The organism is Microcoleus sp. S13C4, assembly GCF_036700865.1.
GTDB lineage: Bacteria > Cyanobacteriota > Cyanobacteriia > Cyanobacteriales > Microcoleaceae > Microcoleus.
Map to the genome: position 1 here is coordinate 1 of NZ_JAUBPS010000033.1, position 14,567 is coordinate 14,567.

The following is a 14,567-nucleotide window of genomic DNA, read 5'->3' on the forward strand; positions in this document are numbered from 1 at the left end:
GCCGCAATGAACAATGACTATATGATGCAAATTCTCAAGTGCTTTTGTCAAGGCTGATTGAGATGCTCTTACCCTGGTGCTTAAAGCGCTTTGGCAAGTGCGCGTTACCCGTCCGAAACCGACTTTTTTGGGGCCCTTTGAAGGAATTAAATAAAAGTTATGAGTGATCTGTTGAAGACTTTAGTCTTTAAAGCAAGGACTTTATTCCTCACTAAAAACTGGTTTTATTACAATTAACCGGACATCATGTAAGTCCGGGAGTTGTAAGTTTTGAGTTAAACAAAACTTACAACAAAACTCACAAATCATAACTCGCCCGTTGCGGTAGCGCTCCATAAATTACTCGCGTTTGGAAAGCCCCGCCAGCGACCAAGTTAGGCTCACCATCATTAAGCGGCCTAGAGCCTTCAAACGCTCTTCGGCGTTATTTTCAACCGCTTGAGACAGAGTTGGAGACTTAAGATTTATCGATAATTCTTCAGCGGTTTCTGCTGAATTTTCCAACTGAGGTTGTTCAGAAGATGTCTCAAGGCTGACTTGTGGCTGCTGATTTTTTTCTTCGGTCATTTTCTGAGTCACCTCCTGGAGTTATTGCATACATAACCCTTAATACAAATCTAATTTCTTTGTATCCGGGATTTGGCGAGTCAAGTATTCCTTACCCGACAATCGCAGTTACCAACTGACTTAAAAGTTGTGATTTCAGTTGTTAGCTATCTTAAATCTCGCTTCCCCAATCCCCCTCAAAAACGAGGTTGATTCGCAGATCTGTCGTCCTCCACGAATGTTTTGTAATAAACGGGAGTGCTGAGCGTAAGTTTCGTTGAATTCAAAAATCACGCACTACTACCGATGATGCACATCACTGAATTGTTATATTTACTTAACAGTAATATTTCCGAGATTCTGATATTGTTAAAGCTTAACAATTAATTTTGCTCGGATTTATCTCAATCTGAAAGCAAGTGTCTGGAAATTATTAACAAACTGAAGGTGTAGAGCCGATGGCAATTTATGTGGATACTGCAATTGTAGCGGAAGCCGCACGGGCAAGCAAGTTCGGATGGATAGCGGGAATTACTACTAATCCGACACTTTTGGCAAAAAGCGAGTTATCTCCTGAGCAAACCCTTAAACAACTGGCACAACTGATTCCTGGGGAAGTGTATTATCAGCTAATGGCATCTGATGTAGATGGCATGGTAGCAGAAGGAAAAGCTGCTTTTGAGTCGATCGGGCGGCAAACAGTTTTGAAAGTTCCAGCAACGGCCGCGGGTTTCCAAGCAGTAGCGCATTTGTCACCGTCCATTCCTTGCGCGGTGACAGCTATTTACAGCGCCGCCCAGGCCGTTGTTTCAGCAGAAGCGGGGGCCAAATATGCGATCGCCTACGTGAATCGCGCCACCAGATTGTTGGGAGACGGTTTTGCCTTAGTGCAAGAGATGGCAAATGTCTTGAAGAAAAGCAATACTGAGATTTTGGCAGCTAGCATTAAATCCCCGGAAGAAGCGGTAAAGACTTTATTAGCTGGAGCACATCATTTGACATTGCCTTTTGACGTGTTGCAGGCAATGACACTTCATGAATTATCGCAGCAAACTGTTGATGAATTTGCCAAAAACGGGCTGGGAATATGAGCTTTGCTATCTTGTATGTTGTGAGTAAGATTAGGGAATCTCCAAACTTGTACTCTTATACTCTTAAATGTGAGAGCTTATGACTATTACTCCCGTCTCTGTTGACTCAGCAGGCAATCTGGGGAACAGTAACTCCTACACCCCCTCCATCTCAGCCGACGGGCGGTTTGTGGCGTTTGATTCTGGTGTTTCCAACCTCGTGCCGGGGGATAATAACGATGAGACAGACATCTTCGTCCGGGACACGCTCACCAATACCACCACCCTCGTGTCATTAGACTCAGCAGGCAATCAGGCGAACAATGGCTCCAGCAGGCCCTCCATCTCAGCCGACGGGCGGTTTGTGGCGTTTGAGTCCTATGCCTCCAACCTCGTGCCGGGGGATACTAACAGTAGCCCAGACTCCTTCCCGAGCCAAGACATCTTCGTGCGGGACACGCTCACCAATACCACCATCCGCGTGTCATTAGACTCAGCAGGCAATCAGGCGAACCGTTTCTCTGACCGCCCCTCCATCTCAGCCGACGGGCGGTTTGTGGCGTTTACTTCTGAGGCCTCCAACCTCGTGCCGGGGGATACTAACCAGAGAAACGACATCTTCGTGCGGGACACGCTCACCAATACCACCACCCGCGTGTCAGTAGATTCAGCAGGCAATCAGGGGAACGGTATTAGCTTCTTCAACGACTCCTCCATCTCAGCCGACGGGCGGTTTGTGGCGTTTGAATTTGATGCCTCCAACCTCGTGCCGGGGGATACCAACGATAAGACAGACATCTTCGTGCGGGACACGCTCACCAATACCACCACCCGCGTGTCAGTAGACTCAGCAGGCAATCAGGGGAACAGTGTCTCCTACAGCCCCTCCATCTCAGCCGACGGGAGGTTTGTGGCCTTTGAGTCTTTTGCCTCCAACCTTGTGCCGGGGGATACCAACGATGAGAGAGACATCTTCGTGCGGGACACGCTCACCAATACCACCACCCGCGTGTCAGTAGATTCAGCAGGCAATCACAGGAACATTGACTCCGACAACCCCTCCATCTCAGCCGACGGGAGGTTTGTGGCGTTTGAGTCATATGCCTTCAACATAGTGGGGGCTCCCCTTAGCGACATCTTGGTGCGGGACACGCTCACCAATACCACCACCAACGTCTCTGTAGACTCAGCAGGCAATCCGGGGGAGGCATTTAATCCCTCCATCTCAGGCGACGGGCGGTTTGTAGCTTTTGATTCAAATTCCTCCAACCTCGTGCCGGGGCAGACTAGCAATTACCGAAACATTTTTGTTGCTGACACCAGCAGCACTCCAAACGTCATCAACGGCACGGACGGCAACGACAACCTGACTGGCACCAGTGGCAACGATATCATCAACGGTGTGGAAGGTGATGACGTGCTGACCGGTTTGCGGGCTAATGATGTCTTAAATGGCGGCGACGGCAACGATATCCTGTATGGCGGCAAAGGTTCTGACACTCTCAACGGCGGTTTGGGCAACGATAATCTAGTGGGTGGCGTGGGCAAGGATGTGTTTGTTTTAGGTGCTGGGTTGGGAGTTGATACAATCTCTGATTTCGGCAATGGTCAAGATACCATTCAATTAATTAATGGCTTGACCTTCGGACAGCTATCAATTTCCCCTGGAACTAACGGCACATTAATTAGAGTAGCCAGCAGCGGTGAAGTTTTAGCTGCTTTGACAGGCGTTGCTCCCAATCTCATCGGCTCTGAAGATTTCATCTCGGTCTAGAGATGGTAAACTGATTACTTGTTAAACCACTTTTACTCAGGGAACATGATTAAACTTGGCAAACAATCCCTCGCATTAATAGGCACATTTCTTGCAGTTTTGCAACCAGCATTTACCGCTCATTCACAAGAAAGCAACAGCGAATTCAGCAAACTTCAATCCTTATTAGAAGCAAAAAAATGGTACGAAGCAGATCAAGAAACAGTCTCTCTGATCCGCAACAACTCCGCCAATCTGTCTTGTCCGAACCTCCGCGCGATCGATCGGCTGTGGATGCAATCGAGCAATGGCAAATATGGATTGACTCCACAGTTAGAGATTTGGCAGAAAGTGGGCGGTTCTAGCTGTCGCACTTGCGAAGGTCAAATTCAAGAATTTAGCAAGCAAGTAGGATGGAACATGAGCTCGCAAGTAAGTCCTATACCAGGGGAGTTTCCTGCCCAGTATCCAACTGTTGCTTCATTAAGTTGGCAAAGTTATGTTGACAGCGATAAAAGCATAACTAGGTACAGTCTTTTTGCGGGCGCGCAAACATGGCAAGCGTGGAGGGTTACAGAATTTAACCTGTTTTCTACTTTTGCCAATTGCGGCAAGTAACAGTTGTAGGGCGGGGAATGCCCAGACTTCCACGTCGGAGTCGGGATGGGATTTCTCGATCGCCTCGCCTCTTCAATCTAAAATCTAAAATCTAAAATAGTAGGACTATGGCATTCGCCAAATCTTAATAGTGCGATCGGGACTGCCGCTCACAAAAGTCTTGCTATCTCTGGCAATAGCTACAGAACTCACAAACTGACTGTGACCAGAAAGAGTGCTTCTTTCTTTTCCCGTCTTCAAATCCCACACTATAATATCTTCGCCCCCGCTGATCAAAGTGCGGCTGTCCGCGCTAAAGGCGATCGTCCTCACCCCGCCCGAATGCCCTTTAAAAGTGCGGGTGCGCTTCCCGTCTTGCACGTTCGACAAGCGGATCGTATTGTCGGTGCTAGCGCTAGCCACAATTTTCCCGTTTGGGCTAAAAGCCACAGCATTAACCGCGCCCCCGTGACCTGTGATAATTCTTCTGACTTCTCCGGTATCGAGATTCCACAAACGCACAGTCTTGTCATCGCTGCCACTAGCCAGAGTGTTACCGTCCCGGCTCAAAGCGATCGCGTTTACTCCTCCGGCGTGGCCGATCAAAGTCCGCAACCTGCTGCCGGTTCTGACATTCCACAAGCGAACAGTTTTGTCATCGCTGCCGCTAGCCAGAGTTTGACCGTCCCTGCTAAAAGCGATCGCGTTGACGGGGGCTTTGTGAGCGGGAATCGTCCGCGTCCGCCGCCCCGTCTTCAAATCCCAGAGAATCACATTATTGTCGTCGCCCCCGCTGGCCAAAATCGAGCTGTCTGGGCTCACCGCCACCGTATTGACCGATTTTTTAGAATGCACCGAATGGAGAGTCCGCACCCGTCCCGTCTTCAAATCCCAAATTCTAATTGTCCCTAAGCTTGCGCTCACCAAATTTTGGCCGTCAGGCGACAGGGCGATCGCATTTACACTCTCCAAATTATCCAAACTTTTTTGCAAAAACTGACTGCTAGGTAAACTAGAAAGCAGCCACACCGGGTTTGCCGGGAACACCCCATAACGCAGCGAACCGTAAATTTGAGACGCGCCAATACTCACCATCAAAACAGCCGTGCCCGCCAGCAACTTCTTTTTCCAATCAAAAACATCTTTCTCGGCCTTGTTCAATCCCGAATTCAGAGGTCTGAGGCGGTTTACAGAAGTCTGCTTCTTCGCATCAGGCGCCCCGGAAGTTGCGCGAAGTTTAGTTTGCCCCGTCGTCGGCAACTGAGTAGGCAACTGACTTTCCGCGCCGTCGAGATTAATTTCCTCCAAGCACTGCAGAACCATCTGGGGACTTTGAGGCCGATTGCCCGGAAAAGGCGCCATCAGGTAATCGATTACATTAGCCACGGCGTCGGAAACCTGAGGAGCTCCTTTGCGCCACATTAATCGGCCCGTGCGCGGGTTCTCTGGAAACGCAGTCGGCGGCTTTCCAGTCAGCAAATAAACAAAAGTGCGCCCCAGAGCAAAAAAATCCGACTGCGGAACAGCCTTGCCATTAGTTTGTTCCGGCGGCGTGTAGCCCGGGGAAACAATACCAGTCACATTTTGCCCCTGGCCCACCTTAGCGAAATAAGTCGCCGAAACTTCCCGAGCAGTCCCGAAGTCAATCAGCACTAACTGCCCGTTTGGCTTGCACATAATATTGTGCGGCTTGATATCCCGATGAAAATAGTTGAGGCGGTGAACTTGGTCTAAAATTTCCGACAGTTGTTTGAGCCAGTTCACAGCTTGTTCTTGACTGATGGGGCGGCCCCGATGTTTCAGCCAGTCTTGCAAATTGGCCCCAGCAATTTTCTCCATCACCAGACAGTGAAAAGACTCTGTGCTGTGAGCTGGCGTAAATATAAAATAACCGTCGCGATCGACTTTTGGAATACCTGGATGTCTGAGCCTGACCAATACGTCGGCTTCTTGCTTAAACAGTTCTACAGCTTTGGGATGTTCTTTGAGCAGGACTTTGAGCACTCTTCGGGCGCCGTTGTCGTCCACTTCAAATGTTCTGCCAAAGCCGCCGCCTCCGAGAGGGGCGACTAGCCGATATCGACCTTGCAACAAAAGTTCTGACCCGCAGTGGATACACGCGGATTTGCCAGAGTTGGCTGGATCGGAGGGATTCGGGCATTTGGGATTGAGGCAATAACTCACAGAAGCCACATAACCCTGATTGAGGTTGCTCTATCAAGTTTTACTTTGACACTGCTCTACAAAACTTGGGTAAACTTATCTAAGCTTCACCATTCAACTAGAAGTATTTTCTAGAGGGTCTGATTCCTGCTTCTGCCAAGAGAGTCGGCTCTTACTTGTCCACAGGCGTAAATTCGGGTGGAGCAGCACCCTATTTTTGCAGTCTGTATTTATTTGTGGAAGCTTTTAGCCATTGTTTAACCATTATTTTCAACCAATTTAACGAATCGTGGTATCCCGTTCGACCTTTTTATAGGCTGGTCAGTTTTAAATCGACCGTCGTTTACTGCTACACAAAACTTGGTTAAACTTATTTAAGCCTCACCATTCAATCAGAATTACTCCTGAAGGGTCTGTTTCCTGCTTCACCCAAGGGAGTCGGCTCTTTCTTGTCCACAGGCGTTAATTCGGATGTAGCCCACCCTAATTGAATTAATTTTAGTTGAAGCTTTTAGCCAGGAGTCATCCACTATTTTCAACCAATTTAACGAAACGCGGGCTCCCGTTCGACCTTTTACAGGCTGGTCACTTTTGACTTGCACGCTCGGTTTACTCTCCCAGATAATTAAGCCTTTTTTTCGGCATTGATTTAATCATACTTCCCCGAATGTTAATCAGTCAAGTTAAGTATGACTAACTTTGGTGAACTTTTTGGCTATTTAGTCCAACTCAATTTTCAACTTATGACGATCGTAGCACACCTAGTAAAAGACTCATGAGCACCCTTTATTTAAATCTTGCAGCGTCTCTGAAGTCAAGAGAGGTTTTAGTCTCGCTTGACTTCAGCATCCCGTGTTTTTTTATAACCGGGGGCACTGCGATCTAACGATCGGGTTGACGCCAAAGGTTTTGTTGTTTGTCAGAGCCGATCGAGGTCACAAATCCCTGGTGAGAGCACATAATGTACAAACACACCAGAACTAATAACCAGAGGGGAGCTACATTTCAATTGTACGATCGCAACCACCACTCTCGAAGAAAGAAGTGAGAGTAGGGGAGTGGGGGAGTGAGGGAGTGAAAAAATCTGCTTTCTTCCTTCTTCCCTCTTCCTTCAGCAGAACAAAGCATTTTAAACAAGTCCCTCAATTACCGGATGGAAGTAGAACGCCAGCGCCAAAACCGTATAAGCTGCCAACAGCAAAGTACCTTCTAGCCAGTTAGAGTTGCCGTCAGAACTGATAGAATTGGCGATCAGCACCGACACGGCAACCGCTACAAGTTCAAACGGGTTGAAATTCAAGTCCATCGGTTTGCCCAAGACAAAACCTGCCAAAACCAACACCGGGGCGACAAACAAAGCAATTTGCAAACTCGAACCTACGGCCACAGAAACCGACAAATCCATTTTATTTTTCATCGCCACCGTCACCGCCGTCGTATGTTCGGCAGCATTGCCAATAATCGGCACTAGAATCACCCCGGTAAATAGTGATGTCAGCCCCAAACGCGCCGTTGCTTCTTCTAGAGTACCCACCAGCAGTTCTGACTCGACAGCTACCATCAGGGTACAGGCCAATAGCACCCCAATCCACAGCGGCAGATTGACTTTGTGGTCAGGACTATCTGGTGCTAAGTTACTTTCGGCTAATTCTTCGAGCATTTCTATTTCTGCCACCCCTACATCGTACAGATAACTGTGGGTTTTCATCGAAAACAGCAGCGTCAGCACGTAGACGACAATCAGGACTATAGCAACAGCGCTAGAAAGGTTCTGCATCGTTTCTGCAGGGATGCCCGTAGAGGTGGCATTAACTGCAGTCGGCACCAAAATGGCAATCACGGCTAAGTTCATCGCTGAAGCGTTCAACCGGGCGACTATCGGCTGAAATTCTTGTTCTTTGTAGCGCAAGCCGCCCAGCAGCATGGCAAATCCCATCACCAGCAGCAGGTTGCTCATAATTGAACCGGTGATGCTGGCCTTGACAACATCTATTAGTCCGGCGTTGAGTGCGACGATGCCGATAATCAGTTCCGTGGCATTTCCGAAGGTAGCGTTCAGCAAACCCCCCAAGTTGGCGCCGAGGACGACGGCAATTTCTTCGGTGGCCGTACCCATCCAGGCGGCTAGAGGGATGATGGCTAGGGCCGAGGTGATGAAGATTGTGGAGGATTCCCAACCGAGAAAGTGTCCGGCGATGGAAACCGGGATAAATAACAGCAGGCTGGAAATAATTGTATTTGTGTTTAGCATTTAGATTCTCAAAAGCTGCCAACCGTCAATCATAACCTGTGGGAAAATTTTAAAAATGGGTTGGGTTAGGGAATTGGGGGTGTTTCAAAGCTGGGCGGCGATCGCCCGATCCAGGGCGATCGCTATTCGTTACGGACTGTGTGATGTTAACGTCTGGTTAAAAATTTACTTTTAAACCACCCAATAGAATCCCGATGATCCACAAACAAAGTTCGCCTCCGCCGACTAAAATAACTCTTAGACAACAAAAATGCAACTAAAACTATAAAGTCCACCTCCGCCGACTAAAATACCTCTTAGAGAACAACAAAAATGGAACTAAAACTCTCTGGTAAAATTTCACTGGTAAGCGGCTCAACTGCCGGAATCGGGTTGGCAATTGCCACAGAACTCGCCAAAGAAGGTGCAACTGTCATCGTTAACGGACGGACTCAAGAACGGGTAAAAAGGGCGATCGACCAAATCAAAGAAATTGCTCCAGATGCCAAAGTTCATGGTGTCGCTGCCGATTTGGGAACGGCAACCGGAGCCGAGGAATTATTTCAGCAATTCCCGGAAGTTGACATTTTGGTAAACAATTTAGGAATTTATGGCGCTAAAGCATTTGAGGATATTTCCGATCGCGAATGGATGAATATTCTGGAAGTAAACGTCATCAGCGGGGTGCGGCTGGCTCGACAATATTTGCCATTAATGCTGACAAAGAACTGGGGGCGGATTATTTTCATCTCTAGCGAATCGGCGCTCAACATTCCAGCAGAAATGATTCACTACGGAGTTACGAAAACGGCGCAGCTTTCTCTCGCGCGCGGTTTGGCAGAGACGACTGTTGGCACCAATGTGACTGTTAATTCAGTGCTGCCGGGGCCGACGCGATCGGAAGGAGTAGAAGATTTCATTCAAGGATTGGCAGAAAACCAAAAGGTGACTCGCGAACAAGTGGAGAAAGAGTTCTTTGAAAAGACTCGCCCTTCTTCGCTGATTCAGCGTTTTGCCGAGACTTCGGAGGTGGCTGCACTTGTCGCATTTATTGCCAGTCCGGTATCATCTGCTATTAACGGAGCTGCTTTGCGAGTCGATGGCGGTGTTGTGCGATCAATCGTTTAGCCCGATTTGTAAGATGGCGATCGTAAATCAGTTAAGAACACCCTCTTTTCTAGGACTAATTCCAACCTCTCTTAAGAGATAAATCTCTCTAAGGATGCTGTTAAGTGCCGATTTGAAGCAGGAAAATATTAGTAAAACTGCTTAGAGGAGTCGATCGCCACCCATGAAAAAAGCTTTAATCGCCAGTCTGCTGCTGGTGCTAGCAGGCTGTAGTCAGTCGTCCTCCCATGATAAGCTGGTCAAAACGCTGAAAACGGTTGAATCTTGGACAGCGACCGCTCGTATGGTGGGAGAGACTTGGCAACAGGGTAGCATTCCCGACCTCTACGCTCAACAGACCTTGGAAAAGAGCCAGCAGGAAATTTCCAAGGAAACCAAAGATTTGACTGACCCTCCTGCTTTGCCAAGACAGATATACCAGTTACAGCAAACGCTTCAGCAGATGACAACGGCTGTGAAGCAGCACCGCAAAGCGGAGATCGCCACACCTCTGGTGCAGCTTGCAACTGAACAACAGCAGCTTGAAACATTGCTCAAAGCGCAGGGAGACCGGTCGTGAACAAGATTCGGGAAATTGCCTTGGGTATTGTCACCAGTATTGGCGGCTTCCTAGATGTGGGAGCGATCGCCACAGCCGCAGAAGCAGGCTCTAGCTTCGAGTTTCAGTTGATTTGGACGATCGTTCTAGGCACGATTTGTGTCATCGCTTTAGTCGAAATGTCAGGTCGCCTCGCGGCAGTCAGCCAACACACTTTGGCAGATGCCGTTCGCGAAAGATTGGGCTTCAATTTCTTCATATTCCCGTTGATTGCCGAGGTCATCGTCGATTTTTTAGTGCTGGGTGCTGAAATTGGCGGCGTTTGTATTGCGCTGCAACTCGTAACAGGCATTAGCTTTCAATGGTGGGCGCTACCAGTTGCGTTTGCAATCTGGCTGTTGCTTTGGAAGGGAACTTTTGGCTTGATTGAAAACGGCATTTCCTTCCTAGGACTGATTACACTGGCGTTTGTGGTGGCAACCTTCAAGCTTCGTCCAGCATTACCTGCGGTTGCTGAAGGAATTTTGCCAACCATACCCCAACAAGATACCGCCCATTATCTGTTTATTGCTGTCAGTATCCTCGGCGCATTAATTAGTCCGTATTTGTTTTACTTCTACTCCTCTGGTGCGGTTGAAGATAAATGGGATCGATCGCATCTCGGTGTAAATCGTGCAGTTGCTGGGCTAGGGATGGGGTTTGGTAGTGTCGTCTCGCTGGGAGTGCTGATTGTGGCGGCACAGGTATTGCACCCGCGAGGAATTCAAGTAGACAGCTACGAACAAGCAGCTTTGATGTTGACCCAACCATTCGGATATTGGGGATTTGTGCTGTTTGCTGCATCGCTGGGCATTGCTTGTTTTGGAGCGGCTTTGGAAGTTAGCTTAGACACGGCTTATATTGTGGCGCAGGCCTTTGGTTGGAACTGGGGTGAAAGTTTGCATCCCAAAGAGGCAGCCCGTTTCAGCTTTGTTTACACAGTGTTTGTATTTCTGGCATCACTGCTGATGGTTGTGGGAATCGATCCGTTGCAACTGACCTTATTTTCCATGGCATTGACTGCCGTAATTTTACCGGTGACGATTATCCCGTTCTTGGTCTTGATGAACGATCGCGAGTATGTGGGCGACCATTGCAACGGCTGGATCAGTAATAGTATCACCATTTTCACAATGGTTCTGGCTTTTGTGCTAGCGATCGTCGCCATTCCACTAGAAGTGCTTGGAGGTTGATATGGATGTTATTCGAGATGTCCTAGATAATCAGATTGTCGATCGCAACCAACGCAAAATGGGCAAGGTCGATGGCATTGTTGTAGAACTCGTAGAGGGACAGCCACCGCGACTGGCGTATCTTGAAACAGGAGTCACCACTTTAGCGCATCGAGTTCATCCCCGTTGCTCGCGTTGGGTTGCCGCGATTGCCAGCAAGTGGGGTGCTAAACACACCGAACCGTTTCGCATTGCTTGGTCGAAGGTGCGAAACATCGGCATTGATGTGGAAGTGGATCTCGATGCCGAACAAACTCCCGCATTAGCCTACGAAGTCTGGCTGCGCGATCATGTGATTAAACACATTCCAGGAGGAAGTTGATGGCAAGTCGCGAACTACACTTAGAGCTGCTGCTCGGTAAATGCGTATTTGATTCAACGGGCAATCGCGTTGGACGCATTGAAGAGGTGCGCGCCCAGCAGCAAGGCGATGATTGGGTAATTGTAGAATATCTCGTGGGCATACCGGCGATCGTGGAGCGTTTGTCTGCCTGGAATTTAGGCGCAGGTTTGCTGCATCTTTTGGGTGCCCGCAATCTACATAAGGGATATCGTATTCCCTGGGATCAACTCGATTTATTCGATCCAGAGCATCCCCGCTTAATTTGCACGATCGATGCGCTCAAAGAGATTTCCCAACAGTTAGAAAGAGATGCCAATTAGCGATAAATTTTTATCGTCAGTGTGGAGGCCGTGGCGATCGATTTGAGGTTCAGCCTGCAAGTTGTCGGTCACGCAGCGCTTTGAATGTTTTCTGTGGCTGGGGAGGCATCAGCCCGATCGCAAGTCATATCAATTCCCGTTACACCGGAATGATGGGGAGTGGTCCGTTGGGGAAGGAGGAATGATTGACCTTGACTTTATCATATCAATTCCGGCAGTCAGGCCGGAATTGATATCAAATCCACGCTCCGAAGTCGGGCGTAAAGTCGAATCAAGCTGCCAACAAAGATAGCGCACAATTTTCCGTTTTTTGACCCCGAGTCATTAGTCATCAGTCATTAGTCATCAGTTATGAGTCAACAGTCAACAATCACGGACGGTGCAACCGGAATCGATATCATTTAATAAAACATTTTAGTCTAGCAAATTCGGTCTTTACCAGAATCTTTTTCAGCAGAAGTGGATGAATAGTTGCGGGCAGTGCTTTATCTCTTAGGATGGAAATTAAACTGAGAAATACATTAAAAAGCAATGGGGAATGGCAATGACGCAAGTTGTAATTGTAGGAGCGGGGCCAACTGGTGCGGCACTTGCCTTACTGCTGGTGAAACGAGGTATTGCTGTAACGTTGGTTGAGGCTGCAAAAGATTCCTACCGAGTGTTTCGGGGTGAAGCGTTAATGCCCAGCGGATTGGATGCGATCGCACAAATGGGCTTATCCACTATGCTAGAAGGTGTTCCACACCGACAAATTGATGCCTGGGAGTTCATTGTGGGCGATCGGCAACTATTTCGAGTTGATGAACCAATGGGGTCAAATCGACCTTGTACATTGGTATCGCAACCGCCTTTGCTAGAAAGACTAATTTCAGAAGCTCAGTTGCATCCAGAGTTTGAATTTATCTCAGGTGTTCCCGTAAAAGATTTACTGTACAGCAACGATCGCATTGCGGGTGTAAAGCTAGGAGATGGGCGAGACATTCCTGCTGCACTTGTCATTGGTTCAGATGGTAGAAACTCGGTTGTACGACAACGTGCAGAATTAGAGTTAGTAAAACAGCAGAATAGTATAGATGTTCTGTGGTTTAAACTTGCCGATCATCCTCGGTTTGTGGCGGATAATGTATTTTATTCTATCCTGAATGGCGGTAGCGGATTCAGTGTCTTTCATGGGGCAGAATCAGGAAAACTTCATCTGGCTTGGGTGCTATCGGCAGATGACAAAACTGATTGGAAACACAGAGACTGGGCAGAAACTTTCGCATCCCTCTCGCCTGCGTGGATGGCAGAACATTTCCGCAACTGTGCCGATACGATCGAATCTCCGATGCGATTATCTGTTGTGGTTGGTCGCTGTCCGCGCTGGCATCGACCAGGAATCATACTTTTGGGGGATGCTGCACATCCCATGTCTCCGGTTCGCGCTCAAGGAATTAACATGGCTTTGCGCGATGTAATTGTTGCCGCCAATCACCTTGTACCTTTATTGAAAGCAGGGGCTAATTACCAGGATATTGACTTAGCATTATCGCGGATTCAGGCAGAACGCGAACCAGAAATTATTGGCGCCCAACAACTTCAAGCACAAGAAGCGTGGAAAGGCGAACAACTGCGAAAAAATGGATTGTTGCGTTTATTGATGATGCAAACGGCTCCGTTTTTGGGTGAAAAAATTAAACAATTTTGGGTGAAAGGACAGTATGAATTGCGCCAAGGAGTAACAGACGTAAAATTGGTTGTGTGAAAAGAGGAAATTCAAAATAAGGAGAAGATTTTATGCGATCGACAACTCTCAAAGGACCGATCGGCACTATTCACATCATCGAAGCCAGCCCCCCTGTCACCGCTGGGGAGTCGGAACCGCTGCCGGTGGTATTCGTGCACGGTATGGCGGTTTCCGCGAGCATCTGGGAGGCCCAGCTTGCTCATGTCGCCCGTACCCGACGCGCGATCGCCCTTGATATGCGGGGACACGGTGATTCCGCACCGCCGGAGGACGGCAACTATGCGCCCGCCTCCTGTGCAGCGGATGTTTTGGCGGTACTGGATGGGCTGGGACTCGATCGAGTGGCGATCGTCGGACACAGTTTCGGTGCTTGTATTGCTCTGGCGACAGCAGCCACCGCACCGCACCGCATCGCGCAGTTGATCCTGGCAGACCCACCTGGAGACTTTACCAAGGTGCCTGCAGAGGTGCACGAGGAACGCATCGTCCCCTACCAGAGGGCTCTGGAGACGGAGGATTGGCGGGCTGCTGTGGAAACCAGCTTCAATGAGGCGCTGACAGGAAGCACGGCCCAGACGCGCGATCGGATACTCGCTTGCTTGGCGGCGACTCCACAGGATTCTCTGTGTGGAATGTCTCGCGGGATGTTGCCCTTTGAAGCAGTTAATGCTCTCGATCGCTACCTAGCAGCCCCTGGAACACGGGCCCACGCCATTATTGCTCCCTCAAACACTTTTCCGTTTAGCCTCCACATCCTCCGTCCCACACTGACGACAACTACGATCGCCGATACTGGACACTGGCTGATGCTGGATGGGCCAGAGGCCTTTGCTAGGGAACTTGATATCTGTTTGGAAGGTGTTTAATCTAGATTTCGACAAA

The 14,567-nt window shown here is 48.8% G+C and carries 13 protein-coding genes; 10 read left to right on the forward strand and 3 right to left on the reverse strand.

From position 1 onward, the window contains the following. Positions 1-339 precede the first annotated feature (339 nt). Complete coding sequence (locus tag QT996_RS15480; protein ID WP_333047575.1) at positions 340-567, reverse strand: hypothetical protein; 228 nt, start codon at positions 565-567, stop codon at positions 340-342. 437 nt (positions 568-1,004) lie between these two features. On the opposite strand from QT996_RS15480, the gene QT996_RS15485 reads away from it, so the two are divergent. The 3 genes from QT996_RS15485 (at position 1,005) to QT996_RS15495 (ending at position 3,987) form a co-directional block, all read left to right on the forward strand. Beyond that, entirely contained in the window at positions 1,005-1,637 is a 633-nt protein-coding gene (locus QT996_RS15485; RefSeq protein ID WP_333047577.1) for a transaldolase family protein, read from the forward strand. A 79-nt stretch (positions 1,638-1,716) separates the two neighbouring features. After that, the gene (locus tag QT996_RS15490) at positions 1,717-3,390 is read left to right on the forward strand and encodes a calcium-binding protein (RefSeq protein ID WP_333047579.1); all 1,674 of its coding nucleotides are present in this window, start codon (positions 1,717-1,719) and stop codon (positions 3,388-3,390) included. A gap of 45 nt (positions 3,391-3,435) precedes the next feature. After that, entirely contained in the window at positions 3,436-3,987 is a 552-nt protein-coding gene (locus tag QT996_RS15495; RefSeq protein WP_333047581.1) for a GUN4 domain-containing protein, read from the forward strand. Between the two features lie 105 nt (positions 3,988-4,092). Here QT996_RS15495 and QT996_RS15500 read toward each other — a convergent pair whose 3' ends face one another. Both QT996_RS15500 and cax read right to left on the reverse strand, forming a co-directional pair. Continuing rightward, positions 4,093-6,159: a serine/threonine-protein kinase gene (locus tag QT996_RS15500; RefSeq protein ID WP_333047583.1), complete on the reverse strand. Its 2,067-nt coding sequence runs from the start codon at positions 6,157-6,159 to the stop codon at positions 4,093-4,095. A gap of 1,099 nt (positions 6,160-7,258) precedes the next feature. Continuing rightward, entirely contained in the window at positions 7,259-8,380 is a 1,122-nt protein-coding gene (gene cax, locus QT996_RS15505) for a calcium/proton exchanger (protein WP_333047585.1), read from the reverse strand. Positions 8,381-8,692: 312 nt separating this feature from the next. Between cax and QT996_RS15510 the strand changes: the two genes are divergently transcribed. The 7 genes from QT996_RS15510 (at position 8,693) to QT996_RS15540 (ending at position 14,551) form a co-directional block, all read left to right on the forward strand. Next, a complete protein-coding gene (locus QT996_RS15510) occupies positions 8,693-9,487 on the forward strand; it encodes an SDR family oxidoreductase (RefSeq protein ID WP_333047587.1) in 795 nt (264 codons plus the stop codon). 163 nt (positions 9,488-9,650) lie between these two features. Beyond that, entirely contained in the window at positions 9,651-10,046 is a 396-nt protein-coding gene (locus QT996_RS15515) for a hypothetical protein (RefSeq protein WP_333047589.1), read from the forward strand. Continuing rightward, the gene (locus tag QT996_RS15520; protein WP_333047590.1) at positions 10,043-11,257 is read left to right on the forward strand and encodes a divalent metal cation transporter; all 1,215 of its coding nucleotides are present in this window, start codon (positions 10,043-10,045) and stop codon (positions 11,255-11,257) included. The genes QT996_RS15515 and QT996_RS15520 overlap by 4 nt, the downstream gene beginning before the upstream one ends. A gap of 1 nt (position 11,258) precedes the next feature. Continuing rightward, positions 11,259-11,618 carry a hypothetical protein gene (locus QT996_RS15525; RefSeq protein ID WP_333047592.1) on the forward strand — a complete coding sequence of 120 codons (360 nt, stop codon included), beginning with the start codon at positions 11,259-11,261 and terminating at the stop codon, positions 11,616-11,618. Then, positions 11,618-11,959 (forward strand): hypothetical protein, encoded by a 342-nt coding sequence (locus tag QT996_RS15530; protein WP_333047594.1) that lies wholly within the window; start codon positions 11,618-11,620, stop codon positions 11,957-11,959. Before QT996_RS15525 ends, QT996_RS15530 begins: the two co-directional genes overlap by 1 nt. 544 nt (positions 11,960-12,503) lie before the next feature. After that, positions 12,504-13,703, forward strand: a complete 1,200-nt coding sequence (locus tag QT996_RS15535) for an FAD-dependent monooxygenase (protein WP_333047596.1) — start codon at positions 12,504-12,506, stop codon at positions 13,701-13,703. 32 nt (positions 13,704-13,735) lie between these two features. Next, positions 13,736-14,551 carry an alpha/beta hydrolase gene (locus QT996_RS15540; protein ID WP_333047597.1) on the forward strand — a complete coding sequence of 272 codons (816 nt, stop codon included), beginning with the start codon at positions 13,736-13,738 and terminating at the stop codon, positions 14,549-14,551. The last annotated feature ends 16 nt before the right edge of the window (positions 14,552-14,567 follow it).